Genomic DNA, 25,784 nt, shown 5'->3' with positions numbered 1-25,784 from the left:
GGCGCGGGGTGATGCGGATGCCGGGGTTCGGCGGGGTGCTGCGCGTCCGGGAGTTCCGGGCGCTCTGGCTGGCCGAGGCGCTGTCGGTGTGCGGCGACCAGGTCGCGCGGGTGGCGCTGGCGCTGGTCGTGTTCGACCGGACGAGCTCCGCGGCGCTGACCGCGCTGACGTACGCGCTGACGTTCGTCCCGGCCGTGCTCGGCGGGGTGCTGCTGTCCGGCCTGGCCGACCGGTACCCGCGCCGCGCGGTCGTCGTGACGACGGACGTCCTGCGCGGCCTGCTGGCGGCGGCGATGGCCGTGCCCGGGTTGCCCTTGTGGCTGCTGTGGGCCCTGATCGGCGTGCTGACGCTGGCGGCGGCGCCGTTCAAGGCCGCCCAGCTCGCGCTGCTCCCGGACGTCCTGCCCGGCCCGCTCTTCCAGGCGGGCATGGGCCTGCGGCAGGTCACGATCCAGGCCGTGCAGGTGGCCGGGTTCGGGCTCGGCGGGGTGCTCGTGACGGCGACCGGGCCCACCCTGGCGCTGCTCGCCAACGCGGTGACGTTCCTGGCGAGCGCCACGGTGGTCCTGCTGTTCGTCCACCCGCGGCCGGCGGCGCGGGCCACCCGGACGTCCGGCCCGCCGGCGAAGACCGGCCCGGTGCTGGTCGCGGTCTACGCGTTCGCGGCGATGATCGGCTTCCTCGTGGTGCCCGAAGGACTGGCGGCGCCGTACGCGGCGGCGGCCGGGATCGGCTCGGCCGGCGTCGGCGTGCTGATGGCGGCGGACCCGGTCGGCAGCGTGCTGGGCGGCTGGTGGGCGGCCCGCACGGCGTCCCGGCCACGGGCGGCGCCCCGGTCGGTCGCGGTGCCGGCGGCGCTGGCCGGGCTGCCACTGCTGGTGGTCCCGCTGCTGCCGGGCCCGTGGTGGGCGGCCGGCTTCTGGGCGCTGTCGGGCGGCCTGTCGACGGTGTACCTGATCCGCCTGCAGGCGGCGGTGGTCGACCTGGTCCCGGACGACCGCCGCGGCACGGTGATGGGCCGCCTGAGCACGTGCCTCACCAGCTCCCAGGGCGTGGCGATCGTCGGCGCGGGCCTGCTGGCGGAACAGCTGGGTTCGGCGACGGCGATCGCGATCTCGGGCGGCTTGGCCACGGTGACGGCGTTGGCGGCCGCCGCGGTCTGGCGGTCGACGGCTCGGGCCGGGTCCCTCGCCCCGGCCGCCTAGTGGTGGTGGGCCAGGGTTTTGTGCACCCGGTCCGCCCCCTCCGCCGGTTCGGTGTGCACCACGACCGCGGTCAGCCGCGGGATCGTGTGCAGCAGCCGGTGCTCGACGGCGTGGGCGAGCGCGTGCGCGTCGGCGACCGTCAGGTCCGCGGCCACCGTCACCGCCAGCTCGGCCCGCAGGTGGTGACCGATCCAGCGCATCCGCAGGTCACGCGTGTCCAGCACGCCGGCCACCTCGCGGGCCGTCCGCTCGGCCAGTTCGACGGACGCCGGGTCGACGGCGTCGAGCAGCCGCCGGAACACCTCCTTCGCCGCGTCACGCAGGACGAACAGGATCGCGACCGTGATGCCCAGCCCGACGATCGGGTCGGCGGCGGGGAACCCGAGCGCGACCCCGGCCGCGCCGAGGACGACTGCGAGCGAGGTGAAGCCGTCCGTGCGGGCGTGCAGCCCGTCGGCGACCAGGGCGGCCGAGCCGATCGCGCGGCCGACCTTGATCCGGTAGCGCGCCACGAGCTCGTTGCCGACGAACCCGACCACCCCGGCCGCGGCGACCACGCCCAGGTGCCCGACCGGCCGCGGGTCGAGCAGCCGCAGCACGGACTCGTACCCGACGAGCACCGCCGAAGCGGCGACGACCAGCACGACGACCACCCCGGCCAGGTCCTCGGCGCGGCCGAGACCGTAGGTGTAGCGGCGGGTGGCCGCGCGCCGGCCGAGCAGGAACGCGATGCCGAGCGGGACGGCGGTCAGCGCGTCGGCGAAGTTGTGGATCGTGTCGCCCAGCAGCGCCACCGATCCGGTGACCAGCACGAGCACCAGCTGCGCGACGGCGGTCGTGAACAGTGCGGCGAACGACCACCCGAGCGCCCGGATGCCGCGCCGGCTGGTCTCGAGGGCGTGGTCGACGCGGTCGGTGCTGTCGTGGCTGTGCGGGCGCCACCGCGAGTGGCCGTGTCCGTGTCCCATGGCAGTAGTCTATCTGCGCACACACGCAGATACGCAAGTAGTAAGGTAGCCGGCATGCACACGTCGCTGCCGGACTTCGACATGCCCGCCGAAGAGCAGGTCCACCTGGCCGCGGAGACGTTCCGGCTGCTGGCCGACCCGACCCGCGTCAAGGTGCTCTGGGCGTTGCTGCAGGGCGAGTCGTCGGTGGCCTGCCTGGCCGAGCTGGCCGGCGCGGCCCCGACGGCGGTCAGCCAGCACCTGGCCAAGCTCCGCCTGGCCGGGCTGGTGAAGGGCCGCCGCGAGGGAACGTTCGTCTACTACTCGGCGGCCGACAACCACGTGCGCGGCCTGCTGGCCCAGGCACTCCACCACGCGGACCACGTCGACCGCGGCATCACCGCCGGCGAGCACACGCACTAACCGAGCGGCTCCTGCAGCTCCGTCACCCAGCCCGCCGGGTCCGCCGGGCAGTCCAAGTACAGCTCCCGCTGCGGCCCAGTCGAGGCGAAACCGTGGTCGGCGACCCATCGGACGACCGCCTGCCAGCTCGGCAGGACCCCGTCGATCGCGCCGTGGTGGACCAGGGTCGCCGCGCGGGTGGCCGGCAGGTCCGCCACCGTCAGGCCGTCGAGGTCACCCGGCCCCACCGCCGCCGGGATCGCCGCGTGCACCACGACTTCGTCCTCGGCGCGCTGCTCGTAGTAACACGTCAGGCGCCCCGCCGGGGTGACGTCCGCGCGCGGCAGGCGGCGGCCCAGCTCCGCGCACAGTGGCCGGACGACCGGTCCGATCGCCTCCGGCGCGAACCCCGCCGCGATCCCCGTCAGCTCCACCACCCGCACGGCGGGCAGCTCCTTGACCACCACGTCGTGCGCGGGCGGGCGGCCTTCGTCCTCGATCGTCCGCAGCCGCGCTTCGACCTGCGCCAGCCGGGCCGCGCCCTCGGCCAGCGCCGCTTCGAGCTCCGCACGTCGCAGCGCCAGCATGCCGCGCACCTGCTCGACCGTGACCTCGTCGGCCAGCAGCGCCGCCACCTGCTCGAGGGTGAACCCGAGGTCCTTCAGCGCGACGATCCGGTTCAGCCGCGCCAGCTGCCCCGCCGTGTAGCTGCGGTAGCCGGACGCGGGGTCGACGCGCGCCGGCCGCAGCAGCCCGAGCGCGTCGTAGTGGCGCAGCATCCGGACCGACACGCGGCCGTGGCGGGCGAAGTCGCCGATCGAGAACACGCCCCGATCATTCCCCAGGCGCGGCGAACCCGCCGACGACGTCCGCGGCGAGCTCCGCGAACGTGATCGCCGTGGTGTCCTCGTGCGCGGGCCCGACCACCTGGAGGCCGACCGGCAGCGCGCCACCGACCGGCGCGCTCACCGCGGGCAGCCCGGGCAGGGACGCCTGCGCGATCCAGAACCCCTGGTCGTCGTAGCGGTGCCGGTCGTCGTGCGGGAACGCGGTGGTGAAGACGGTGGGGCAGAGGAAGACGTCGACATCCCGGAAGTACCGGGCCCACGCCGCTTCGAAGGCCGTGCGCCGTTGTTCTTCCTCGGCGAACCCTGCCAGCTCACGGCCTTCCTGGGCGGCGAAGAACTGCTCGACCTGGAAGCCGAACGACTCCGCCTGGGCCATCGGGTCGACGCCGTCCGGCCAGCCTTCGGTGATCTTCACCCCGGTTGCCGCGAGCGCGTCGACGGCGTCCGTCAGCGCCTGGCCGACCTCGCCGGTCACCGGGCAGCGCGGGTCGTCGAGGACAACGCCGACGCGGAAGTCCGCCAGCCGGGTCCGGCGAGACGGCGCGAGCGCCTCTTTGCTCGTCACGTCCAGGGCAAGACGGAGATCCGCGGCCGAGCGCGCGAGCGGCCCGACGGCCGACGGGAACTCCCGGGCGAGTGCCGTGGGCGGCCCGGGTGGCTGGAACCCTTGCAGGGAAACGGTTCCCGGGGTGGGCTTGAGCCCGTAGACGCCGCAGTAGGCCGCTGGGATCCGGATCGACCCGGCGAGGTCCGAGCCGTAGTCCAGAAAGGACAGTCCAGCGGCGAGCGCGGCCGCGGCGCCCCCGCTGGAGCCGCCCGGCGTGCGGGCGGGATCCCACGGGTTCAGCGTCCGCCCGAAGAGCGGGTTGGCGGTCTGCCCGAAGTCGGCGAGCATGTGGTGCACGTTCGACTTGCCCACGACGATCGCCCCGGCGTCCCGCAGCCGTCCGACAACCACGGCGTCCCGGTCCGCGACGGCGTCGGCGAACGCCGGCTCACCCCAGGTCGTCGGCAGCCCGGCCACGGCGAAGGCGTCCTTGATCGTGATCGGCACCCCGTGCAGCGGCCCGAGGTGGTCCCCGCGCCGGACGGCCCGATCGGCTTCCGCGGTGGCGTCGAGCGCGAAGGCGCGGCGGGTCGCGACGACGGCGTTGACTTCGGAGGCGTCGATGCGGGCGAAGAGCGCTTCGGTGAGTTCACGGGCGGAGAGCGCGCCCCGGCGGATGTCGGCGGCCACCTCGGTGGCGGAGCGGAAGAACGTCATGGGGTCCGGGATAGGACCTGACACGGTGTCAGGGTCAAGGGTTTCCGATCGGAGCCGCGGTGGTAGCTCAAGGTGATCGCCGTCCGAGCCGCGGACGGCCTGGCGGAGGGACGACCGATGCCTGCTCACCTGACCGCACCACCGGCACCGCCCGAGCCGGCGCCCCCGGACCCGGCGCCGCCCGGCCCCGGCCGCGAGCGGCCCATTCCGGAACCGGGCGGCGTGCCCGTTCCCGACCCGATGCCGCCGGAGCCCGCGCCGGGACCGGACCGGCGTTAACTACGAGAAACAGATGATATGAGAGTCATATGATCTGTGGTACGGTCGAGTCATGGCAACAGCGCAGAACTACCGGCGGATGGTCAACGCGGGGAACAAGATCGTCGTGGGCCTCCAGCGGCTCGGCGTCGCATTCGGCCCGATGCAGCTGCTCACGGTCGCGGGACGCCGCACAGGCGTCCCGCGCACGTTCCCGATAGCGGTCATCAGCCTTGAGGGCGGCCGTTACATCTTCCAGGCGTACCCGAAGGCGGCCTGGGTGGCGAACGCACGAGCCGCGGGCGAGGTGACGCTCACCCGCGGCCGCCGCACGTCGACGGCCCGGTTGACGGAGGTCCCGGTGGAGGAGCGACGCCCGTTGTTGCGACAGCTGGTCGAGCAAAGCCCGGCGAGCGTGGGCAAGCGGTTCGTGACGACCGGATTGGCGGATGCTGCGACGCCGGAGGCAGCGGCGGCCGCTGCGGAGAGGATTGCGGTGTTTCGGGTGGATTCGGCGTGACTCGGGAGGAGGGGGCTCGCGCTTCAGGCTGAAGCGGGCCGCGCCAGGCCGATCGCGGGCCGGGTCATTCTTCAGCGGGCTAGCTCGCCGGGCAGTCTCAGGCGCCGCGGCACCGAGCCGACAGCAGCTCCAGCCCTCGCCGGTCCGGCGCCCGTCCGTGCTTGGCCATGACCGGCGCGAGCAGCGGCCCCCGAGCCCGGCCGCGGTCGGGCTCACTCGCCGCGGCACCGAGCGGACAGCAGCTGCAGCCCTTCACCGGAGAACCGCTCCGCCGCCTTCCGCCCGGTCATCGCCATGATCAGCGCGAGCAACGGCCCGCACCTCCGGTCCAGCCTTAGAAGCCGCGGGCACCGAGCCGACGGCAGTCAGCCCCTCGTCGGGCGACCGTTCCACCGCCGCCTCTCGCTCGGTCATGGCCATGATCAGCGCGAGCTGCGGCCCCCGCACCGCCGTCCGGCCGTCCTCACTCGCCGCGGCACCGAGCCGACAGCAGCTCCAACCCCTCACCAGACAACCGCTCCACCGCCGCCCCCCGCCCAGTCATCGCCATAACCAGCGCCAGCAACGGCCCCCGCACCTCCGGCCCAGCCCCCGCCGACCACTCCGCATCATCAGCCCGCAGCGTCAACCCCGCGATCCGCTTCTTCGCACCGATCAGCAGGTTCGACCCGCGATAGAACTCAGCCACCCGCACCAGCGTCGTGGTGGGAAAAGCGCGGTCCAGCCCCAGCGGCCACCGGATGTCCGTCCCGTGCACCACGATCTCCCCGAGCCACGACTCCGCCGGCCCCGGCGGCCCAGTCGTCGCGTTCGCGTGCGACCGCAGCTGCTCAAGGGTCGCTTCCGGGCCGTCGGCTGTCTCGCGGCGGACGTTGGCGGCGCTCATCGCCGCGAACCGGAAGCCCGAACCGGCCAGTCGGGTGAAGAACCCGATCGGTGTCAGCTTCGCCGTCGCGACCACGTGCCCGAGTACTTCGTGGACCGTCCACTCGCGACACAGCGATGGCGTCGCCCAGGCCGCCGTGGGTAAGCCGGCCAGGTCGTCGGCCAGTGCGGCGCGTTCGCGGTGGATCTCGGGCCAGGGTCCGGCCTGGTGCATCGGGCCTCCTCGGGCCGTCCGGGACCACGTGAGCCCGGTGCAGTCAGGTCGCCCGCGCCGCCCGCGGCGTTACAACGGCGGACGGATGTCTGAGACCGCGCGCCGGCGGGTACCAGCCCGGCATGGACGAAAAGATCCCCGAACGGTCCGAGACCCGCGCCGAGCTGCTGCCCGAGGAACAAGCCGTCGAAAGCGACGACCCCGAAGCCCAGGCCCGCGAAGTCCTCCGTGACTCGGACCGCCGGACCGAGGACCCGGCACCCACCATGCGCCGCCGCCCCGAGGAAACGACCTAGCGCATCGCCGGCACTCGGGCTTCACCGCGCAACGCCAGCACCGCGCCCAGCCCGAGCGCGGCCACCACGGCGAAGAAGTAAAAACCCCACGGATACGCGACCCCGGCCGTCACCAGCGCCCCGGTCACGAACGGCCCGAGGATCGACCCGAGCCGCCCGACCGCCGACGTCAGTCCGAGCGCCGTGCCGCGGGCCTGCGCCGGGAACGCCTGCGCGACGTACCCGTAGATCAGCACCTGCGCCGAGAACACGAACACCCCGGTCAGCAGCACCACCGTGTTGAGCAGGAACGCGTTCCCGATGCGCAGGCTCAGCGCCGCCAGCAGCACGGCGCCCGCGCCGAACCAGATCCGGGCGATCGGGCGGATGCCGAACCGGTCGGCGATCGTGCCGGCCAGCACCAGCCCGAGCACCGCGCCGATGTTGAGCACCAGCAGCAGCGTGATCGACGTCGAGATCGGGTACCCGGCGGTCCGCATCAGCTGCGGCAGCCACGTGTTGAGCCCGTAGACCAGCAGCAGCCCCATGAACGAGCCGGTCCACACCGCGATGCTGATCCGCCGGAAGCGCGCGCCCAGCAGGTCGCGCAGCCCGACGCGCTCGGTGTCATCGCGAGCCGCCAGGTAGGCCGCCGACTCCGGCAGCTTCCACCACATCAGCGGCACCACCAGCAGACCGGCCACGCCGCCGCCGTAGAACAGCCAGTGCCAGTCGTCGGTCACGGCCAGTGCCAGGAGCGACGTCAGCACCGCCCCGACGTGGTAACCCGTCATGGTGAACGTGCTCGCGCTGGCCCGCCGCCGCGCGGGCAGGTTCTCCGACATCACCGTCAGCGCCACCGGCATGCACGCGCCGAGGCCGAGCCCGGCGACGAACCGGAACGCCCCGAACATCGCGACGCTCGAGGCCGCCGGCGTCAGCAGCGTGAACAGCGAGAACAGCAGCACCGAGCCGATGAGCATGCCGCGGCGGCCGAACCGGTCGGTGAGCGGGCCGAGGAACGCCGCGCCGACGGCCACCCCGACCAGCGACACGGTGGCGACCGCGGTCGCCCCGGCCGCGGTGAAGCCGAGGTGGCCGCTCTTGAGCAGGGTCGGGATGGTCGCGCCCAGCGCCACCAGGTCGTACCCCTCGAGCAGGACGGTCAGCCAGCAGAGGACCGCCGTCCACACGGGACGCGCGGGAGACGTCGTTGTCATGACCGCTTTCCTTTCAGAACGGGTAGCCCGCGATGTCCGCGCGGACGGTCAGCCACTGGGTTTCGGTGAAGGCCTCGATGTTGGCCTGGGCGCCGCCGAAGCGGGAGCCGTTGCCGGAGTCGCCGACGCCGCCGAAGGGGGCGGTCGGCTCGTCACCGACGGTCTGCTCGTTGATGTGCACCTTGCCGGAGCGGACCTCGTCGGCCAGCGTCATCGCGGTGCCGACGTCCCCGAGGATGCCGACCGACAGGCCGTACTCGGAGTCGTTCACCAGCCGCGCGGCTTCGTCGAGGTCGCGGTAGGCGCGCACCGGCGCGACCGGGCCGAAGATCTCCTCACGCCACGCGGGTGTCGAGTCGGACAGTCCGAAGAGGACGGTCGGCGGGTAGAACGGCGCGTCGGGCTTGCCCCCGGCCAGCACCCGGGCACCCGCCGCCACACTCCGGTCGACGACGTCGGTGACGTGCGCGAGCTGCCGCTCGTCGATGATCGGGCCGAGCGCGACGTCGCCGGTGGCGGGGTTGCCGACGGGCAGCCGCCGCGCCTTCTCCGCCAGGGCCTCGACGTATTCGTCCACTTGGGACTCGTGCACGAGGTGACGGCCGGTGGTCATGCAGATCTGGCCCTGGTGCAGGAACGAGCCGAACGCGCCGGCGGAAGCTGCCTTGGCGACGTCGGCGCCCGGCAGCACGACCAGCGCGTTGTTCCCGCCCAGCTCCAGGTGCACGCGCTTGAGCGTCCGCGCGGCGGCCTCGCCGACCTTGCGCCCGGCCGCGGTCGAGCCGGTGAACGACACGACCGACACCTCCGGCGCGTCGACCACCGCGGCGCCGACGGCGGCGTCACCAGGCAGCAGCTGCAGCAGGCCGGAAGGCAGTCCGGCCTCCTCGAAGATCCGCACGATGCTCACCCCGCCGGACACCGCCGTGCGCAGGTCCGGCTTGAGCAGCACGGCGTTGCCGAGCGCCAGCGCGGGCGCGACCGACCGGATCGCCAGGATCAGCGGGAAGTTGAACGGCGAGATCACCGAAACCACCCCGGCCGGGACGCGCCGGGCCAGGGACCAGCGCGGCTCGCCGGTGCTCAGCACCTCGCCACGCGGATGGGTCGGCAGAGCCGCGGCTTCGAAGCAGATCCCGGCCGCCATCTCGGTTTCGATCGCGGCCTTCCGCCGGGTCGAACCGGCTTCGCGGACGAGCCAGTCCTGCACCTCGGCCGCGTGCTTCTCCCACAGCTCACCGGCGCGACGCAGCACCGCCGCACGTTCGGCGGGCTTGCGCCGCGCCCAGTCACGCTGGGCTTCCGCCGCCGTGGTCGCGGCCGCGGCGACGTCTCCCGGCGTCGCGATGCCCACCGTGCTCAGGGTTTCACCGGTGGCCGGTTCGACCACGGCGTGGGTGCCGCCGGTGCCGCGGGTGAAGCTGGTGTCGAGCAGGGTCATGATCACTCCGGGGAGGTCGGTTCGGTGTCGACCTGGATCAGCCGCGGGCCGTCCGGGGTCGTCCTGAGCTGGGCACGCAGGTCGTCGAGCCCGGTGACGGTGGTGGCCGGGACGCCGTAACCGGCCGCGATGGCCGTGAAGTCGAGGCCGGGGATCTCCGTGCCCGGCACGTCCGGCGTGCCGAGCAGCTCGCCGAACCACTTCAGCGCGCCGTAAACGCCATTGCGCAGGATCACGAACGTGACCGGGACGCGGTAGTGCGCGGCGGTCCACAACGCCGTGATGCCGTAGTTCGCCGAGCCGTCGCCGATCACGCCGACCACCGGGCGGTCCGGGCTGCCCATCGCCACCCCGACCGCGGCGGGCAGGCCGAACCCGAGCCCGCCGGCCGCGGGGAAGAAGTACGAGCCCTCGCGGCGCAGGTCCAGTTGCCGCCACCAGGCCGAGTTCGTCGATGTCGATTCGACGACGTAACGGGTGTCCGCGGCCTGCGTTTCGCGCAGCGCGGCGAAAACCTGCTCCGGGTGCAACGCGGACGCGCCGGTCTTCGGCTCCGGGTTCGGGACGAAGCCGCCGTCGGAGGTCCGCGCGGGCACCCGAGCCAGCAACGCTTCGATCACCGGCGCCGGATCGGCCACCAGCGCGTCGCCCATCGGCGCGCGGGTCGCGGCGCCGAAGTCGTCGGTCACCTGCAGCAGCCGCGTGCCCTCGGGCAGGAACCGGCCGGGCACGTGCTGGTGGTAGCGGAACACCGGCGCGCCGAGCACCAGCACGAGGTCGTGCCCGGTCAGCGCGGCCGAGACCGGCGCGATGCCCGCGGGCAGCACCCCGCGGAAGAGCGGGTGCCGGTTGGGGAAGGGCAGCCGGTGCGGCGACGGCGCCACCCAGGTCGGCACGCCGAGGTGTTCGGCGAGGGCGACGGCCCGGTCGAACAGGCCGGTCGTGTCGAGGTCCCCGCCCAGGACGAGCGCAGGGTTCTTCGCGGCGGCGACCTGCGCCACCAGGTCGTCCAGCTGGGCCTCGGACGGCGTCAGCCCGCTGCGGACGGTCCGGTCCAGCGTCACGGCGGCGTTCGTGTCCAGCTCGACGGCCCAGTCGTCGTAGGGGACCGACAGGTAGCTCGGCCGCCGGTGCAGCTCGGCTTCGAACACGGCCTGCGCGAGCGAGCGCGGGACGTCTTCGGCGCAGCTCGGCTCGCCGGACCACGCGGCGAGGGGCCGCATCAGCTGCGTGGCGTCGACGTTGGCGAGCATCGCCTCCATGCCGATCGCCGAGCGCACCTGCTGGCCGGCGGTGAGCACCAGGGGAGAGCGCGAGTAGACGGCGTTGGTCAGCGCGCCCATCGCGTTGCCCGACCCGGCGGCGGCGTGCAGGTTGACCAGCACTGGCCGGCCGGTCGCCTGCGCGTAGCCGTCGGCCATCCCGACAACGGCGCCTTCGTGCAGGCCGAGGACGTACCGGAAGCCGTCCGGCAGCTCGGCCAGGAACGGCAGCTCGTTCGAGCCGGGGTTGCCGAAGATCGTGGTCAGGCCACGGCGGTGCAGGAACTCGTGGGCGAGCCGGCGGGCGGTGGGCATGCGCGGGTCCTCCTCGGGCGGGTTGGCCCAGACCCTAGGGACGCCACCGGCCTGTGTTCCAATAAATGTTGCCTCGGTCGTTCATAGACGGGATCGATGATGCGGGACTTCGACCTCAACCTGGTGCGCACGTTCGTGCTGCTCTACGAGACCCGCAGCGTCACCGCGACGGCCGAGTCCCTGCACGTCACGCAGCCGACGATCAGCTACAGCCTGCAGAAGCTGCGACGCCGGTTCTCCGACGAGCTGTTCCGCCGCACCGGCGGCGGCCTGGAGCCGACGACGACCGCCCGCGCGCTCTACGAGCCGCTGCACAGCGCGCTGTCGGAGATCGAAACGGCGGTCAGCGGCGCCTGGTCGTTCGACCCGGCGACCGCGCGGGCGGCGTTCACGCTGTGCCTGTCCGACCTGGGGGAGATTTCGCTGCTGCCGCGCCTGATGGCGGCGCTGCCCGCGGCCGCCCCCGGGGTGACGCTGACCGTCCGCCCGCTCGACGTCGAGCGGGCCGCCGACCAGCTCGGCCGCGGCGAGATCGACGCGTTCATCGCGTCCCCGCTGATCAGCTCGCAGCGCGTGGCCCGCATCCCGCTGTTCTCGGAGGGCTACCTGGGCATGGTCGCGGTCGGCCACCCCCGGCTGCGCACGCGCGTGACCTTCGACGAGCTGGCGGCGGAACGCCACGTGACGGTGTTCGGGCCGACCGGCCACGACGGCCCCCGTCGCGCGCTGGAGGCGGCCGGCCTGCTCGACCGCGTGGTCCTCGAGGTGACGCGCTTCGCGGCCCTGCCGTACCTGGTCCAGGACGGTGAGCTGGTGGCGATGGTCCCGCGCCTGGTGGCGGAGGTCTTCGCGGCCGAGCACCGGGTCCGGCTCTTCGAGCTGCCGATGGACGTCGAGCCGGCGCAGGTGTCGGTGTACACGCGCCACACGCACGCGCGGAGCCCGGCGCAGCACTGGCTTGTGAACTTCATGCGCGAGGTGCTGATTTAACACGCATTTTTCTTCGCGCCCATTTCACGCCGAAAGATCTGGGCCGAACGTGTAATCCTTCGTGCTGAACCGATCCCGCCCTGCCTAGTGTCGATCACGGTCCTGACAACCGAGCTAGGGAGGAAACCGGTGAAGCTCGTCCGCCTGGTCAAGAAAGCGCTTCCCAAGAAGAGCCTGAAGGCTTACGCCTGGTACGGCTGGATCTGATCACCCGCGGCCGGTCCCGGCCACCGGGACCGGCCGCGCTTCCCTTCGGAGGAGTGCCGAACGTGGTCATCGCCCCCGCTCACCGCGCGGTCGTCTTCGCGCCCCGGCTCGACCAGCTGCTTCGTGACCACCGCGACGACGGGCTGTTCCGGCTCGACGCGGACACCGTCGGGATCGCCGACCCGGACCTGATGGACGCCGTGCTGCGCGCCCGCCCGGCCAACGCCGAGGAACGGCCGACCTTCAAGCCGGTGCTGGGCCGCGCGGTCACCCGGGCCGAGTCCGCGAGCCTGATGCAGGCGCTCGCCGCGGACGTGCGGGCGGCGCTGAAGCGCCCCGCCGGCCGTCCCGACCTCACCGGCGCCTGGCCCGCCGTGCCCCACGACCACCTGCGGCAGTTCGTCTTCGGGCCCGAGCTGCGCCGGTTCCGCGTGCTCGTCGACCGCCGCCTGGAGCTGACGCCGAAGCTGACGTGGTCGGCTGTCACCGCCGGCGCCGCGCTCGTCCGGCCGCCGGCTCCGGACGTGCCGCTGTCCACCCTCGCGCGGCAGGTCGTGGCCGCCGAAAGCCTGGCCGAGCGGCGCTTCCGGATGTACCTCTACCGCCGCGTCGCCGGGCCGATCTGCTTCACCGTCGCCGCTTTGGTGACCAACGCGCTCTGGCTGGGCGCGCCGTTCGACGACGACGTCCCGAACGAATACGTCATCAACGAAGCGCTCCGGTTGCTGCCGCCGTCGTGGAACGTCCTGCGCGTCCGCTCGCCGGAGTTCACCGAGGTCGACGCGCGCATCACGCCCGGCGACGACGTCCTGCTGCTGCCCCTGCTGAGCCACCGCTCACCGAAGCTGTGGGAGGCGCCGGACGAGTTCCGGCCGCGGCGCTGGGCGGAGCTCGACGCCGACCGCCACCCGGGGTACCTGCCGTTCGGGCACGTCAGCGAGCGCTGCTGGGGCCGGCACCTGGTGCTGCCGCTGGCCAGCCGCCTGCTCGACGTCGTCCGCGCCGAAGGCCTGGTGCCCGACCCGCGCCGCACCAGCGCGCGGGTCGAGCTCGACGGCCTGCTGGAGCTGGCCGACGTCAAGGTGGTCAGGTCGCGTCGCAGCGGGAGCCGTTGAGGGCGAAGTCCCCGGCCGCGGGGTTGCCGCGGTCGAAGTCGCCGTTGAACCCCGTGGTGACGCTCGCGCCCGGCGCGAGGGTGGTGTTCCACGACGCCGCGGTCACTGTGACCCGCCCGCCGCGCTGGTCGTAGTCGCCGTCCCAGCCGTGGGTGACGCGCTGGCCGGCGGTGAAGCTCCAGGCGAGCGTCCACGGCGACAGCGTTCCGCCGCCCTTGTTGGTGATGGTGACTTCCGCGGTGAAGCCGTCGTCCCACTGGTCCTTGACCGTGAACCGCACCGCGCACGTTGCCGCCGGCGGTGGTGGGGCAGGCTGGGTCTGCACGGCCGCCGCGGAGGTCGAGGACGCCGTCTGCCGCAGCACCGTCGGGATCGGCGTGGGGCTCGGGGGCCGGACACTGGACGTCGTCGGGCGCGGCGTCGTCGCCGGCGCGAGGGGACCCGGTGACGCGGCGGCCTGCCGCCCGGGCGAGCTCTCCGACGTCACCGCGATCAGCACCAGGCTGCCGAGCACCACCACGGCGCCGCAGAGCGCGGAAACCCACCGGATCCGCCGCCCGGCGCGCTGCTGGCCCGCGGCCGCCTCGCGTGCCCGCTGCTCGAGCCGTTCGCGGTAGCCCTCGCCGGTGTCGTCCTCACGAGCGGGCCCGGCCGAGGCCGGCTCACCGAGCGAGCGCGGTGTCGCGCCCGTCTCCCGGAGCAGCTCGGCGACCGAGATCTCGTCGTCTCGCCGACGGTCGGCGCGCGCCATACGGAACCTCCCGTTCTGCGGCCCGACCGGCGAATCCTAGGAAGCCGGGGCGGGTCTTGTAAACCACGTGCACACCGCGTGCACCCGCCGTGCACAAGACGCAGACATCGCGGGAGTTCCCTGAGCTGGTGGCCGGAACACCCGGCCCGGTCCCAGGAGGTTCGGATGTCCGACAAGAAGATCATCGCCGTGGTGGGCGCCACCGGTCAGCAGGGCGGCGGGGTGGCCCGCGCGATCCTGGACGACCCGGAGCAGCGGTTCACGCTGCGGGCGCTCACGCGCAACCCGGATTCGCCGGCCGCGCAGGCCCTCGCCGCGCGCGGCGCCGAGGTCGTCAGCGCGGACCTCGACGACGAAGGAAGCCTGACGAAGGCGCTTCAGGGCGCGTACGGCGCCTACTTCGTCACGGCGTTCTGGGAGTACAACTCCGTGGAGCGCGAGCAGCAGCAGGCCCGCGCGATGGCCGCGGCCGCGAAAGCCACCGGCCTGCGGCACGTCGTCTGGTCGACCCTGCCGGACACGCGCCTGCACCTGCGCGACGACAGCGTCCCGACGCTGCACGGGCAGTACAAGGTGCCGCACTTCGACAGCAAAGCCGAGGCCGAGGCGTTCTTCGTCGAGGCCGGCGTGCCGACGACGTTCCTCTCGACGACCTTCTACTTCGAGGCGTTCGTCGACTTCTTCCGCCCGGTCCGCGACCCCGACGGCGTGGTCGCGCTGCACCTGCCGATGGGCGAGCGGCGGCTGCCGGGCATCGCGGCCGAGGACATCGGGCGGACCGCGTTCGGCGTCTTCGCGCGCGGCCCCGAGCTGGCGGGGGAGACGATCAGCATCTCCGGCGAGAACCTGACCGGCGAGCAGTACGCGGCGGCGTTCGCGAAGGAGCTCGGCACCGAGGTCGTCTACCGGCCGGCGAGTGTCGAGGACGTGCGCGCGTCGGGGGCGCCCGGCGCCGACGACCTGGCGAACATGTTCTTCTACTACGCCGAGCACGAGAGCGCCTTCGCCGGCGCGCGCGACCCGGAAGCCGTGCGGGAGCTCAACCCGCGGCTGCAGGACTTCGCGACCTGGCTCGCCGAACACCACGACGCGTTCAAGGGGCTGTGATGCAGTTCGGGATTTTCGGGGTCGGGGACATCGCCCCCGACCCCGCGACGGGGCAGGCGCCCACCGAGCACGAGCGGATCAAGCGGATGGTCGAGACGGCCGTCCGCGCCGAGGAAGCCGGTCTCGACGTCTACGCGACGGGGGAGCACCACAACCCGCCGTTCGTGCCGTCGTCGCCGACCACGCTGCTGGGGTTCGTCGCGGCGCGCACGAGCCGGATCACGCTGTCGACGTCGACCACGCTGATCACCACGAACGACCCGGTGAAGATCGCCGAGGACTACGCGATGCTGCAGCACCTCGCCGACGGCCGCGTCGACCTGATGCTCGGGCGCGGCAACACCGGGCCGGTGTACCCGTGGTTCGGCAAGGACATCCGCGACGGGATCGCGCTGGCCGTGGAGAACTATGCGCTGCTGCGGCGGTTGTGGCGCGAAGAGGTCGTGGACTGGTCGGGCCGGTTCCGGACGCCGCTGCAGGGGTTCACCTCGACGCCGCGGCCGCTGAACGGCGTGCCGCCGTTCGTCTGGCACGGCTCGATCCGCAGTCCGCAGATCGCCGAACAGGCGGCGTTCTACGGCGACGGGTTCTTCCACAACAACATCTTCTGGCCGGTCGACCACACCCGGCGGATGATCACGCTCTACCGCGAACGGTTCGAGCACCACGGCCACGGCCCGGCCGACCAGGCGATCGTCGGCCTCGGCGGCCAGGTGTTCATGCGGCGCCGCTCCCAGGACGCGATCGCCGAGTTCCGGCCGTACTTCGACCACTCGCCGATCTACGGCCACGGGCCGTCGCTCGAGGAGACGATGGCGCAGACGCCGCTGGCGGTCGGCAGCCCGCAGCAGGTCATCGACCGCACGATGCGCTTCCGCGAGGACTTCGGCGACTACCAGCGGCAGCTGTTCAACATCGACGGCATGGGCCTGCCCCACGCGGCGGCGCTGGACCAGATCGACCTGCTGGGCGCGGAGGTCGTCCCGGAGCTGCGGAAGGAGTTCACCCGCCTGCGCCCGGCGCACGTGCCGGACGACCCGCCGGAATAGCCGTCCGCCGCGGCGGGTTGCGCTGAGCGTGACGGGATCACTGCGGTTCGAAGTGCTGGGCCCGGTCCGCGCGTGGCGCGACGACGTCGAGGTGGAGCTGGGGCCGCCGCAGCAGCGAGCGGCCCTGGCGGTGTTGCTGCTGCAGGAGGGCACGCCCCTCTCGCCGTCCCAGCTGGTTTCGGCCCTGTGGAGCGGCGCCGAACCCCGGGCGGCGGTGGGTATGGTCCGCTCGTACGTGTCCCGCCTGCGCCAGGCGGGCATCCCGATCGAGTCCATCAGCGGCGGCTACGCCTTGCGCGACGCATCCCTGGACGTCACGGAGTTCTCCCGCCTGCTCCGCGCCGGAGACCCTCGCGCGGCGCTGCGCCTCTGGCACGGAACGCCGTTGGCCGGCCTGCCGGGCGACTTCGCAGAAGCCGCCCGCGTCCGCCTGGGTCAGCTGCACACAAAGGCCCGCGAGGACGCGGCGGCGGCCGACATCGAGGCCGGCCGCCACACCGAAGCGGTCGCGGACCTGACGGACCTGATTGCGTCGGAGCCCCTGCGCGAGCGCCCCCGCGAGCTGCAAATGCTGGCGCTGTACCGTTCCGGCCGCCAGACGGAGGCGCTGGAGGTGTTCACCGACATCCAGCGCCTGCTCGAGACGGAGCTGGGCCTGTACCCGGGGCCGGAGCTCCAGGAGATGCAACGCCGAATCCTGGCCGGCGAAGCTGCACCGTCCCGCCCCACACAGCTGCCCCCCGACCTGCCGGAGTTCGCCGGCCGAGCGCCGGCGCTGGCGGCGCTGTCGACGTCGTTGACCCGCCCGGGAGTCCCGGTGATCGGCATCGAAGGCCTGGCCGCGATCGGCAAGACAACCCTGGCGGTCCACCTCGGCCACCTCCTGAGCGCATCGTTCCCGGACGGCCAGCTGTTCCTGGACCTGTCGGCGTCCGCGGACCCGCTGGCGGAGCTCCTGCGCGGAATCGGCGTCCCGACGCCACCGGAGTCGTCAAGCGAGCGCGCGGCCCTGTGGCGAACCCGCACGACGGGCCGCCGCCTCCTGCTGGTCCTGGACAACGCGCGCGAGACGGACGAGATCCTCCCGCTGCTGCCGGCGGCGGGAGCGGTCATGATCACGGCCCGCCGCCGCCTCTACGGCGTGGCCCACTGGACCAAACTGGGCGGCCTCACACAGACGGCGTCGTTGGAGCTGCTGACCCACCTGATCGGCGCGGACCGCGTCGCCGCCGAGCCGCTGGAGACGAACCTGCTGGTCACGCGCATGGCGGGCCTGCCCCAGGTGATCCAGGCGGTAGGAGCGAGGCTGGCGTCCCGCCCAGGCTGGACGATGGCAGAGGCCCTGGACCGCTTGGGCCGCCCAGCCCCAGGCTCCCCGGTGACACCCCCAGAGTGCGGCGCGATCGAGAAGCCGTACGAGTCGGCGCTGGCGGAGCTGACGCCGGCCCAGGCCCGGGCGTTCCAGGTGCTGTCGGACTCCCCGGAGATCTCGATCCCAGCGGCGTCGACCCGCTTGGGTCTACCCCTGGGCGACACGGCACTGCTGCTGGAGTCCCTGGTGGACGCGCACTTGCTGGAGCCGTCGGGGACCGACCGGTACCGCTACCAGGAGCCCCTCAGGCTGTTCGCCCAAGGCCAGGTCATGGCGGCTGAACCGATGCAGAACGTTTGATCATCCCAGAGGTCGGGTCCCGACGACTGGACACCCCCTGCGGAGAGGTCCGAGGCGGCCGTAGTAGTCTTTCTTCAGCAGGTCCGAGTGGCGGAATGGCAGACGCGCTAGCTTGAGGTGCTAGTGCCCTTAACGGGCGTGGGGGTTCAAGTCCCCCCTCGGACACTTACCATAACCTCACATTTGTGGATCGAGATTAGCCTCGATCCGCACTTGTCGTTTACCGGGGTGGTAGGTGGCCTGCAGCTGGAACTGGCGGTAGACCTCCCGTTTGCGGATCGGGTCGGCCGCGCTCAGCACCTTCCTGATGTCACCCAGCCGCTCGACAAGTTCGCGGATCTGGTCCTTGGCCAGCCGCTCCTGCTTCGGCTTCACGCTGACGCGCGCCTTTGCTTCAGCTCGTCGGGCCTGGGTCTCGGCCATCCAGCCGGTGACCAGCTGGACGTCAGCTCCAGCCTCAAGGGCAGCGCGATGGCGGTCCAGCGCGATCGCATTCCGCGATGAGCTTCTCGGCAGCCGCAGCGGCGGGATCGGCGTCGAGGTCCGGTTGCGCGGCGTAGAGGGCGTCGATGGTGTCGTGCAGCCGGTGCGGGGCGAAGCTGGTCGCGAGCCAACTGTCAATGGGACCGAGAAGGTCCCGCTCGGCCAGGTAGACGTTGCGGGGGTGTTCGGTCTTGTTCGCCAGGCCATATTCGGTGGGGTAGCGGCAGCGGTAGAACGGCCGTTCGTGGTTGCGTTGCCCCTGCATCCGGCGGCTGCACACCCCGCAGTGCAGCAGGCCGCTGAGGACGTAGGGGTGGCGGGTCCGGGTCCGTTCCCGGGTCTTGCGGCCGGTGCCCTTGGCGGCAGCGATCTCCTGGGCCTGCTGGAAGGTCTCGACGTCGATGATCGGTTCGTGGACGATCTGCTCGGAGAAGATCCACTTGTCGCGGGTTTTCCAGCGCATCTTGGTCTCGTGGCCCAGCCCGACGTCCTCGACGTCGATGAGGACCTCGTCTTTGCGCTGCTTGTTCCAGACCTGCCGTCCGGTGTAGCGCGGGTTGGTCAGGATGACCCCGACCGCGCCCTTGGCCCAGGCGACGCCGGTGCGGTGCCGGTTGCGGGCCGGGTCGTTGCTCGAGGGGGAGAGGATGTCGTCCTGGGTGAGCGCTTCGGCGATGGCGAATTTCCCGCGGCCGCCGATGTACTCGGCGTAGATCCGCTGCACGACCGACGCGGTGGCGGGGTCGGGTTCGAGCCGATGCAACCGTTTGCCTTCAGCGGCCTTGGCCGGATTGGGGTGTGGCCCGGCGTCGGCGAGCTGATAGCCGTAGGGCGGCCGGCCACCGAGGAAGCGGCCTTCGACGGAGGCTTGGGCGGCCATGGCAGCGCGGACGCGGATCTTGATCCGGTTGCGTTCGCCCTTGCTCATCCCGCCGAATACGGACATGACGAGATCGTGGGCTTCGGGCTCCGGCTCGATAGCGCCGCCGACTTCCGGCACCCACAGGCCAACGCCATAGTGGACGAGCACGGGGAAGGTCAGCCCGTACTGGTTGCCGTAGAAGGCGCGTTGCGGTTCGCCGATGACGACGGCGTCGAACCCGCGGTCGGCATCGCGCATCGCCGCCAGCAGCCGGATCGCCTCGGGTCGGCGTTTCCAGGGGATCGAGCGGGACTGCCCGATGTCGAAGAACTCGGCGACGATCTCGCCGTGCTTGTCGACCAGTGCCTTGGCCCTAGCGAGCTGCCAGTTCCGGGATGCCTCCGGGTCCTGTTGGTCCTCGGTGGAGACCCGGCCGTAGAACGCGAACCGCATGATCAAGCCGCCTTTTCCGCGTCGAGCAGCAGTCGCAGCAGAGCACCGGCGGCGCCCTGCGTCAGCTGCGGCGGGGACGCTGGCAGTATCACCGCGGGTGCGGCGTCGTCGTGCCGACGCCCAGGTCGAGGGCGAATCCCGGCGGCGTACTGGCGCGCTGGCGGTCGTGAACGGCGTGGCGCTGCGTTTGACCGCGGAGAGGTGTTCGGAGAAGTCGTCATGTCCGCCCCAGGGCTTGGTCGGTGTGCACGGATCGTCCACGACACCGTCGTAGCGGCCAGAGCGGAAGTACCCGCTCAGGTCGACTTCGCCGGCGCGTCTCAACGACCAACTCCGCTCACGAAGCTGCAGGGAGACGCCACGAGACCAAGTTGTAAGGGTCATCTGGCTCGATGGCGCCGCCGTCTAAAGCTGGCTGGTGGCCCGGCCGGAAGCGTCGCCGTTTCGTCGCCATCCAGCCACCAAGCCCTCTGCTCCTCGACGACGTCATGAGCCTCTGACCTGCGTGTTCAGGCGCTCTGAGGGAGCCTTCGCTACCCGGTGACCTTTTCCGTATCAGAGAAGTGCGGCACGTGGCGTAACCAGGAGATACATGCATCACCGCAGGTCGTGGGCTTCTGTTTCTCCCCGGCGGGGCCGGTTCGACAGAGTTCTCTCGGGTTGCTGTCGTCGACGAATCGCCATACTTCAGGTACCGCCGGATCGCGACGATGGACCGCCTGACCGTATAACGGGGTAGTCGGCGGGTCGTCGATTCCGGTGGTGTCCACTGCGTGCCGTCGGATAGTCAGAGGGAGCCAAATCGGAAGCAAGGACCTCACATTTTCGCATAAAGGCCTGCGCTCCCGGGCGGAGGTATTTGATCTGAGTGGACCGCGACTGTGCTTCGACAGGCACGCCGCCTCGTTGAACGTGGGGCCGCGCTTTGGCATCCGTTCGTGATCTTCAATTTGGGCCTGATGCGCTGCACCGCGGCCAACCCGTCTCGATGCTGCTGCTGCTGCTGCGGTCGCGGCGAACCGGAGACTTACTTCGACCGGACTGTCGGCCGGCGTTCAAGTGCCGCGACTCGAGGCCTCGTTCGCTCCGTGGTCGATACCGGTCTGTCCTGGACGCGGCTGAGTTGAACCTCGCGGGTCCGGACGCGAACAGTTCTTCGTCACTTACCTGCGAACAATTGCCCGATTGGCGCGGACTGTCGCGGCGCGGGCGGGTGCTACAGATGCTGGTTCGCCAGGTGACGCGGTCGGAGCCCGGCGGCGCCGGCCATACGGCCGGCGGGCTGCGCGACGGCGCCCCGCCAGCGGCATCGCGCTGGCACCCGACCTTGCGCGGCAGTCGCATCGACGTGGGGATGACTACGGTCCCGCCGCGACCGGGTAGCCTTGCTGCATTCGGGTCACGTCTGCCTCGACGTACGGTCGAACCGTCCGGAATGAGTTTTGATAGGCCGATGCCCGTCGAAACAGCCTTGATCGCGCTCGGCACGGTCGCAGTCCGCACAGCCACAAAGCTGTGGCTCGGCGATCACAAGATTGCGGCCGAGGTCGGTGGAGCCGCCGTCGACCAACTGGCCTCTAAACTCACGAAGGAACGGGACCGGCGCAAGCTCGCGCGCCTGATGGATAACTTCGCAGAGGCCGTGGTCGACCGGCTGGAGCCCATTATCGAAACGGAGTTTCATGCCCTCGCGGACAATGAACAGCTATCCGCCATCGACGCCGTGTGTGACACTTTCGACCGAGCTGCGCTGGACGATAATGACTTGTTCGCCGCTGATCTGGACGCAGGCCACCTTGACCGTTCGATCCGGCGGCGGGTCCCGAGCCAGACTGCGCTGCTGTCTTCTGACGGAACGGCGCTCTACGATCTACTACTCCGGGAGTGCTGTGGCTACGTCATCGAGATCTCCCGCGGGCTGCCCGCCTTCTCTGTGAACGCGCTGACCGAGTTGCTGCGCAGGGATCGGGAGATGCTCGACGGAATCCGCGAGGTGCTCGCCCGCCTGCCACAGCGAGACCGCAGTGCCGGCTTCGGCTATGACTACCGGCAGCTGGTCGCCCGCAAGTTCGACCAGGTCGAGCTGTTTGGTGTGACCCTGGCCGACGCGAGCAGGCGATACCCGTTGTCGGTCGCGTACATTAGCCTAACCGCGTCGTCCGGTGGCGCCGGTGACGTCCGTCGGGTAGAGGATCTACTCAGGAACACCCGGCGGGTGTTCATCCGCGGGGAGGCTGGGCTCGGCAAGACGACGTTGTTGCATTGGATCGCTGTGCGCAGTGCGTTGGGTGACTTTCCAGAGACTCTCGCGGACTGGAACGACACAATCCCTTTTTTCGTCCCCCTGCGGCGGTATGCAGGCAGAGAACTGCCGGCGCCCGAGCAGTTCCTGGACGAAATCGGCAGGTTTATCTCGGACGAGTTGCCCCGCGGCTGGGTGCAGCAGAAACTCCGCGATGGCAGCGCGGTCGTGCTGATCGATGGAGTCGACGAGCTCGCGGCTGATCGCCGCGAGGGTGCCCGAACGTGGTTGCGGGACCTGGTCAGCACGTTCCCGCAAGCGAGAGTAGTTGTGACCTCTCGGCCAGGCGGTGCGCCTCCGCAGTGGCTGCAAGACGCCCAGTTCCTGGTCATGGACCTTCTGCCGATGAACCGTGCTGATGTCCAGCTGTTTGTGGAGAGGTGGCACGCCGCGATGCAGCAGATGTGCGTCGACGACGAGTCGAAACAGAAGCTCCGAGAATATGAGGCAGATCTGCTCGAACTACTTGTCAACCGCGCCCATCTGCGCAAGCTCTCCGGATACCCGCTGTTGTGCGCGCTGTTGTGCGCACTTCACCAAGACCGCAGGGCGACGCTACCGAGCAACCGGATGGAACTCTACGAGGTTGCGCTGCAGATGTTGCTGGAGCGCCGTGATGTCGAACGCAAGATCGACATGGTCGAGGGGCTTGGCAGGACGGAAAAGTTGCTTCTCCTTGGAGACCTCGCGTACTGGCTGATTCGCAATGGCTACACCGACGTAGAGGTGCCGAGGGCGCTCTACCGCATCGCGCAGCGGCTGCACCACATGCCGCAGGCGAAGGCGAGCAACCAGAACGTCTACCAGCATCTGTTGGAACGCTCCGGCCTGATCCGTGAGCCGGTCGAGGGCCGGGTCGACTTCATCCACCGGACCTTCCAGGAGTACCTGGCCGCCAGGGACGCGATGACCACCGACGACGTGGGCACGGTTGTGCAAAACGCTCACCTCGACCAGTGGCACGAGGTCGTTGTCATGGCGGTAGGGCACGCCTCTCGGAAACAGCGCGAGGAACTACTACGTGGTCTGCTGAACCGCGGTGACCTGCAGTTGCTCGTCCTCGCGTCGCTGGAGACGGCGCCGGAACTGGACGCAGATCTGCGACGGGAGATCCAGGTCAAGACCTCACGGCTGCTACCGCCGAGTTCGATGAATAAGGCGAAGACGATCGCGTCCGCTGGCGAGTACGTGATCGATCTGCTCGCCCAGTGCAATCCGCAAACGATCGACGAGATAAAATTTACGATCCGAGCGCTCGCCGAGACTCGTCTCGACGAGGCATTGCCGGTGTTGGCGGGACTCGCTTCTGATCCGCGCGACCGGGTTTTTGAGGAGGTACTTCGGTGCATGGAATTGTTCGATGTCAGGGACTACGGTGAGGCAGTTCTAGGAAATCTTTCGAGGAAGTCGCTGTACGTGAGAGACGAAGTCACGTTGATGGCGGCGCGGTACATGCGCTCGCTGAACAAGATCCACCTGGGCCACTTCCTTGACCGGGAGCCACCTCTCGCGCTCTACGGTACGTTGCCGCAGGTGTCCAGTCTTGAACTCGGCTGGTGGCCTGAGGAAGACCTCCACGTGATCAAAACCAAGTTCCGTCTCGTGGAACTCGCTCTAAACTCGATGAAACTGCGAAGTTTGCACGAGTTTGACTTCGTCGAGTCAGTTGCGGAGCTTAGATTCGAGAACGGCTGGTTCGACTCGCTCGACGGCATTGAGCGATGGAGTGAATCGCTAAAGAAGGTTTCAGTGGTGAGTGTTGGATCAATCAATCGTAAGGTCTTGAACACGATTAAGGATGCAATGCCGCACGTGATCGTGTCGCCCTGAGCATACGCGCTTTCTGCGCCCTACCTGAATTGTAGTGAGATCATAACTTCAGTCGTCGTGCAGACCGCCACTCGACGAGTGTCGTATGGAGTCCAAGAAAATCGACGCTTCCTGGGCGATGTTGGGGTCTGTATCCAGGACCATACGCTCGAGAATCCTACTGTTGCGCTGTCGGCGTCCCGACACGAGCAATGCCCGCTTTGTGCTATTCGATGTACGCGGGTCGTACAGATTGATCAATGCGACCTGGGCCGCGTCGCCGGTGATCGAACCGAGGGACCAGCCGAGCATACAGGCACAACCGTCATCCTTAGTGTGCTCTGAGGTGAGATCGAGGATATGCTTGACTCGCTCGTCGGCGCCTATTTTTGTTAGCGCCCGGATAGCTGCTCGTCTGACCCCGAAACTAATCTCTGGTAAGGACCTGGCCAGAAGGCCGCCCAGGGCTTCTGTTGCCGCGGATGCCCCGTTCCAGGATCGGAGCATGATTGATATGGACAAACGGGAGCGACGATCGCCACCGATCAGCGCGTCAGTCAGCAACGTCGACACTCCCGGCAACAATGGTAGGCCGGCGTCTGGACTCTCGAGATTCGCCAGAAGGTATCTTTCCATCTCCAGTTGCGCTTCCCGGCGTAAATCGGCGGCGGTGAAACCTATCGGACGAGGGACCAGTTGTCGCAGGTCAACATTTCCCGAACGGGCATGTTTAATGGAATTCGAACAGTCTTTGGCTTGCGCAGATTCAAGATATCCTAAACTTTCCTCCTGGGCGCAGTAGAATATCTTGTCTGAGGTTAGAGCATGCCGTGAATAGTCGTTCAGTACATCCGCTACGGCGCTCGCGAACGGCCGATTTTCTTGAAGTCGGTTGATTCGACCGGCGGCCTCAAGAATACTCTGAGCCAGAAACTCGTCGTCGATAAGTGCTCCAGTTATCGATTCGATAATATTCACCGAGTCGGCGTCGGGCTCGTGCCCCAAGCTCTCGACGAGGTTGAATAGACGCGACGGATCACTGGTCAATGCGTTACGCATATGCGGCGAAAGCAATGGGCGAAGATGAATGGCGGCTTCAAGAAGAAGCCGCTCTTCGCGTTCGTATCGATTGGCCAGATCGTCGAAGAATCGTTCGGCCATATAATCTTTGACGCGGTCGAGTAGCTCCGGTTTTCGGCGGTAAAGCATGGCAATCTGAAGCCATTCCACGCCGCCGATCGTCTCACCGCTACCGATCTTGTAGATAGTCTCGATCTCCTGTGGCGTGATATAACTGGTTGACAATTTCTTGATTTTCGGTACTTGATTGTATACTCGGTAGAGGTAGCAGTATGGATCAACCAGGTCGCCGCGGTTCAGGCTGAGAGCATCTTCGAACTGTATGCAGCGTTCCAAGGTGAATTCGAGCTGGCCTGTTTCGTACTTGTTGATAGTGTCCGCGGCCAAATTTACACCGGCACGCGATGAGAGCCGGGCACTGAACTCGCCGGTATTTTGCAATGATCGGTCTGGATGAGTGACCCGAACCGCCCGGACGAGCCACGCGAACTTGGCCCGAGGGCCGATGGGATGCTCCGTCGTGAGCAGCTTGCGCCCCTTTGATCTCACCACGGCGGCTCCGTTCGCGGACTGTACGGTTACTTGCCACGCACTTGCCGCACGGAGCCTACCGCGCGATGCGGGAAGTAGGTATGCCTCAAGCGAGTGGTAGACGCTGGTTCGCATCCAAGTGGTGCGCCGAGAGGATCGGGATGAGAAGCAGCTTCCTCGGCCTCGTTGCCGAGAAGATCTTGACCGCGTTCCAGCACCTTGATCAGGCCGATCAGATCGTTGTCCTGGCAATCGTGCTTTTCGTGACCGTGGTTGTCCGGCCCAAGAAGCACTGAGCTCAGTCGACACTTGTCGAA

23 protein-coding genes and 1 tRNA gene are annotated in these 25,784 nt (G+C 69.7%); 13 read left to right on the top strand and 11 right to left on the bottom strand.

The window, feature by feature from the left end:
• The first annotated feature begins 17 nt into the window (after window positions 1-17).
• Complete coding sequence (locus ACZ63J_RS33380) at window positions 18-1,205, top strand: MFS transporter (protein WP_465401363.1); 1,188 nt, start codon at window positions 18-20, stop codon at window positions 1,203-1,205.
• Here ACZ63J_RS33380 and ACZ63J_RS33375 read toward each other — a convergent pair.
• Window positions 1,202-2,173, bottom strand: a complete 972-nt coding sequence (locus ACZ63J_RS33375; RefSeq protein ID WP_465401362.1) for a cation diffusion facilitator family transporter — start codon at window positions 2,171-2,173, stop codon at window positions 1,202-1,204. The two genes, ACZ63J_RS33380 and ACZ63J_RS33375, sit on opposite strands and share 4 nt — an antisense overlap.
• Window positions 2,174-2,227: 54 nt before the next feature.
• Between ACZ63J_RS33375 and ACZ63J_RS33370 the strand changes: the two genes are divergently transcribed.
• A complete protein-coding gene (locus ACZ63J_RS33370) occupies window positions 2,228-2,575 on the top strand; it encodes an ArsR/SmtB family transcription factor (RefSeq protein ID WP_465313649.1) in 348 nt (115 codons plus the stop codon).
• Here ACZ63J_RS33370 and ACZ63J_RS33365 read toward each other — a convergent pair.
• Window positions 2,572-3,381, bottom strand: coding sequence for a MerR family transcriptional regulator (locus ACZ63J_RS33365; RefSeq protein WP_465401361.1), 810 nt, complete (start codon window positions 3,379-3,381; stop codon window positions 2,572-2,574). The genes ACZ63J_RS33370 and ACZ63J_RS33365 overlap by 4 nt on opposite strands.
• A 7-nt stretch (window positions 3,382-3,388) precedes the next feature.
• A complete protein-coding gene (locus ACZ63J_RS33360; RefSeq protein WP_465401360.1) occupies window positions 3,389-4,666 on the bottom strand; it encodes an amidase family protein in 1,278 nt (425 codons plus the stop codon).
• Between the two features lie 331 nt (window positions 4,667-4,997).
• On the opposite strand from ACZ63J_RS33360, the gene ACZ63J_RS33355 reads away from it, so the two are divergent.
• The gene (locus ACZ63J_RS33355) at window positions 4,998-5,444 is read left to right on the top strand and encodes a nitroreductase family deazaflavin-dependent oxidoreductase (RefSeq protein ID WP_465401359.1); all 447 of its coding nucleotides are present in this window, start codon (window positions 4,998-5,000) and stop codon (window positions 5,442-5,444) included.
• A 463-nt stretch (window positions 5,445-5,907) separates the two neighbouring features.
• Here ACZ63J_RS33355 and ACZ63J_RS33350 read toward each other — a convergent pair whose 3' ends face one another.
• Window positions 5,908-6,543: a maleylpyruvate isomerase family mycothiol-dependent enzyme gene (locus ACZ63J_RS33350; protein WP_465401358.1), complete on the bottom strand. Its 636-nt coding sequence runs from the start codon at window positions 6,541-6,543 to the stop codon at window positions 5,908-5,910.
• Between the two features lie 122 nt (window positions 6,544-6,665).
• Here ACZ63J_RS33350 and ACZ63J_RS33345 point away from each other — a divergent pair, with 122 nt between their 5' ends.
• Window positions 6,666-6,839, top strand: a complete 174-nt coding sequence (locus ACZ63J_RS33345; RefSeq protein WP_465401357.1) for a hypothetical protein — start codon at window positions 6,666-6,668, stop codon at window positions 6,837-6,839.
• Here ACZ63J_RS33345 and ACZ63J_RS33340 read toward each other — a convergent pair.
• From ACZ63J_RS33340 to mdlC, 3 genes are read right to left on the bottom strand one after another with little or no spacing between them, the layout of a single operon-like run.
• Window positions 6,836-8,038, bottom strand: a complete 1,203-nt coding sequence (locus tag ACZ63J_RS33340) for an MFS transporter (RefSeq protein WP_465401356.1) — start codon at window positions 8,036-8,038, stop codon at window positions 6,836-6,838. The genes ACZ63J_RS33345 and ACZ63J_RS33340 overlap by 4 nt on opposite strands.
• Window positions 8,039-8,051: 13 nt before the next feature.
• The gene (locus ACZ63J_RS33335) at window positions 8,052-9,479 is read right to left on the bottom strand and encodes a benzaldehyde dehydrogenase (protein WP_465401355.1); all 1,428 of its coding nucleotides are present in this window, start codon (window positions 9,477-9,479) and stop codon (window positions 8,052-8,054) included.
• Between the two features lie 2 nt (window positions 9,480-9,481).
• A complete protein-coding gene (gene mdlC / locus ACZ63J_RS33330; RefSeq protein WP_465401354.1) occupies window positions 9,482-11,056 on the bottom strand; it encodes a benzoylformate decarboxylase in 1,575 nt (524 codons plus the stop codon).
• Between the two features lie 96 nt (window positions 11,057-11,152).
• Here mdlC and ACZ63J_RS33325 point away from each other — a divergent pair, with 96 nt between their 5' ends.
• From ACZ63J_RS33325 to ACZ63J_RS33315, 3 genes are all read left to right on the top strand, one after another.
• On the top strand, window positions 11,153-12,046 hold the full coding sequence (locus ACZ63J_RS33325; RefSeq protein ID WP_465401353.1) for a LysR family transcriptional regulator: 894 nt from the start codon (window positions 11,153-11,155) through the stop codon (window positions 12,044-12,046).
• Between the two features lie 87 nt (window positions 12,047-12,133).
• Window positions 12,134-12,253, top strand: a complete 120-nt coding sequence (locus ACZ63J_RS33320) for a tryptorubin family RiPP precursor (RefSeq protein ID WP_465311139.1) — start codon at window positions 12,134-12,136, stop codon at window positions 12,251-12,253.
• Window positions 12,254-12,315: 62 nt separating this feature from the next.
• Entirely contained in the window at window positions 12,316-13,368 is a 1,053-nt protein-coding gene (locus ACZ63J_RS33315; protein ID WP_465401352.1) for a cytochrome P450, read from the top strand.
• Here the strand turns inward: ACZ63J_RS33315 and ACZ63J_RS33310 are convergent.
• Window positions 13,340-14,119: a cellulose binding domain-containing protein gene (locus ACZ63J_RS33310; protein ID WP_465401351.1), complete on the bottom strand. Its 780-nt coding sequence runs from the start codon at window positions 14,117-14,119 to the stop codon at window positions 13,340-13,342. The genes ACZ63J_RS33315 and ACZ63J_RS33310 overlap by 29 nt on opposite strands.
• A 165-nt stretch (window positions 14,120-14,284) precedes the next feature.
• On the opposite strand from ACZ63J_RS33310, the gene ACZ63J_RS33305 reads away from it, so the two are divergent.
• The 4 genes from ACZ63J_RS33305 to ACZ63J_RS33290 all read left to right on the top strand — a co-directional run bounded on the left by ACZ63J_RS33305 (window position 14,285) and on the right by ACZ63J_RS33290 (window position 18,112).
• Window positions 14,285-15,226, top strand: a complete 942-nt coding sequence (locus ACZ63J_RS33305) for an NmrA/HSCARG family protein (protein WP_465401350.1) — start codon at window positions 14,285-14,287, stop codon at window positions 15,224-15,226.
• Entirely contained in the window at window positions 15,226-16,275 is a 1,050-nt protein-coding gene (locus tag ACZ63J_RS33300; RefSeq protein WP_465401349.1) for a CE1758 family FMN-dependent luciferase-like monooxygenase, read from the top strand. Before ACZ63J_RS33305 ends, ACZ63J_RS33300 begins: the two co-directional genes overlap by 1 nt.
• A 28-nt stretch (window positions 16,276-16,303) precedes the next feature.
• Window positions 16,304-17,947: an AfsR/SARP family transcriptional regulator gene (locus ACZ63J_RS33295; RefSeq protein WP_465401348.1), complete on the top strand. Its 1,644-nt coding sequence runs from the start codon at window positions 16,304-16,306 to the stop codon at window positions 17,945-17,947.
• Window positions 17,948-18,028: 81 nt separating this feature from the next.
• Window positions 18,029-18,112, top strand: a tRNA-Leu gene (locus ACZ63J_RS33290).
• Between the two features lie 12 nt (window positions 18,113-18,124).
• On the opposite strand, the gene ACZ63J_RS33285 is transcribed toward ACZ63J_RS33290, so the two are convergent.
• Both ACZ63J_RS33285 and ACZ63J_RS33280 read right to left on the bottom strand, forming a co-directional pair.
• Window positions 18,125-18,370: a hypothetical protein gene (locus tag ACZ63J_RS33285; RefSeq protein WP_465401347.1), complete on the bottom strand. Its 246-nt coding sequence runs from the start codon at window positions 18,368-18,370 to the stop codon at window positions 18,125-18,127.
• A 34-nt stretch (window positions 18,371-18,404) separates the two neighbouring features.
• Window positions 18,405-19,745, bottom strand: a complete 1,341-nt coding sequence (locus tag ACZ63J_RS33280; RefSeq protein WP_465401346.1) for a recombinase family protein — start codon at window positions 19,743-19,745, stop codon at window positions 18,405-18,407.
• A 1,222-nt stretch (window positions 19,746-20,967) separates the two neighbouring features.
• Here ACZ63J_RS33280 and ACZ63J_RS33275 point away from each other — a divergent pair.
• Window positions 20,968-23,877, top strand: a complete 2,910-nt coding sequence (locus tag ACZ63J_RS33275) for an NACHT domain-containing protein (protein ID WP_465401345.1) — start codon at window positions 20,968-20,970, stop codon at window positions 23,875-23,877.
• Window positions 23,878-23,925: 48 nt separating this feature from the next.
• Here the strand turns inward: ACZ63J_RS33275 and ACZ63J_RS33270 are convergent, their stop codons facing one another.
• Entirely contained in the window at window positions 23,926-25,488 is a 1,563-nt protein-coding gene (locus tag ACZ63J_RS33270) for a hypothetical protein (protein ID WP_465401344.1), read from the bottom strand.
• A gap of 140 nt (window positions 25,489-25,628) precedes the next feature.
• Here ACZ63J_RS33270 and ACZ63J_RS33265 point away from each other — a divergent pair, with 140 nt between their 5' ends.
• The gene (locus ACZ63J_RS33265) at window positions 25,629-25,763 is read left to right on the top strand and encodes a hypothetical protein (RefSeq protein WP_465401343.1); all 135 of its coding nucleotides are present in this window, start codon (window positions 25,629-25,631) and stop codon (window positions 25,761-25,763) included.
• The last annotated feature ends 21 nt before the right edge of the window (window positions 25,764-25,784 follow it).

It is taken from the genome of Amycolatopsis sp. NPDC104863, from assembly GCF_055582965.1.
Note: the sequence above shows the minus strand (reverse complement) of the source record. Positions and strands in the feature narration are given on the sequence as shown.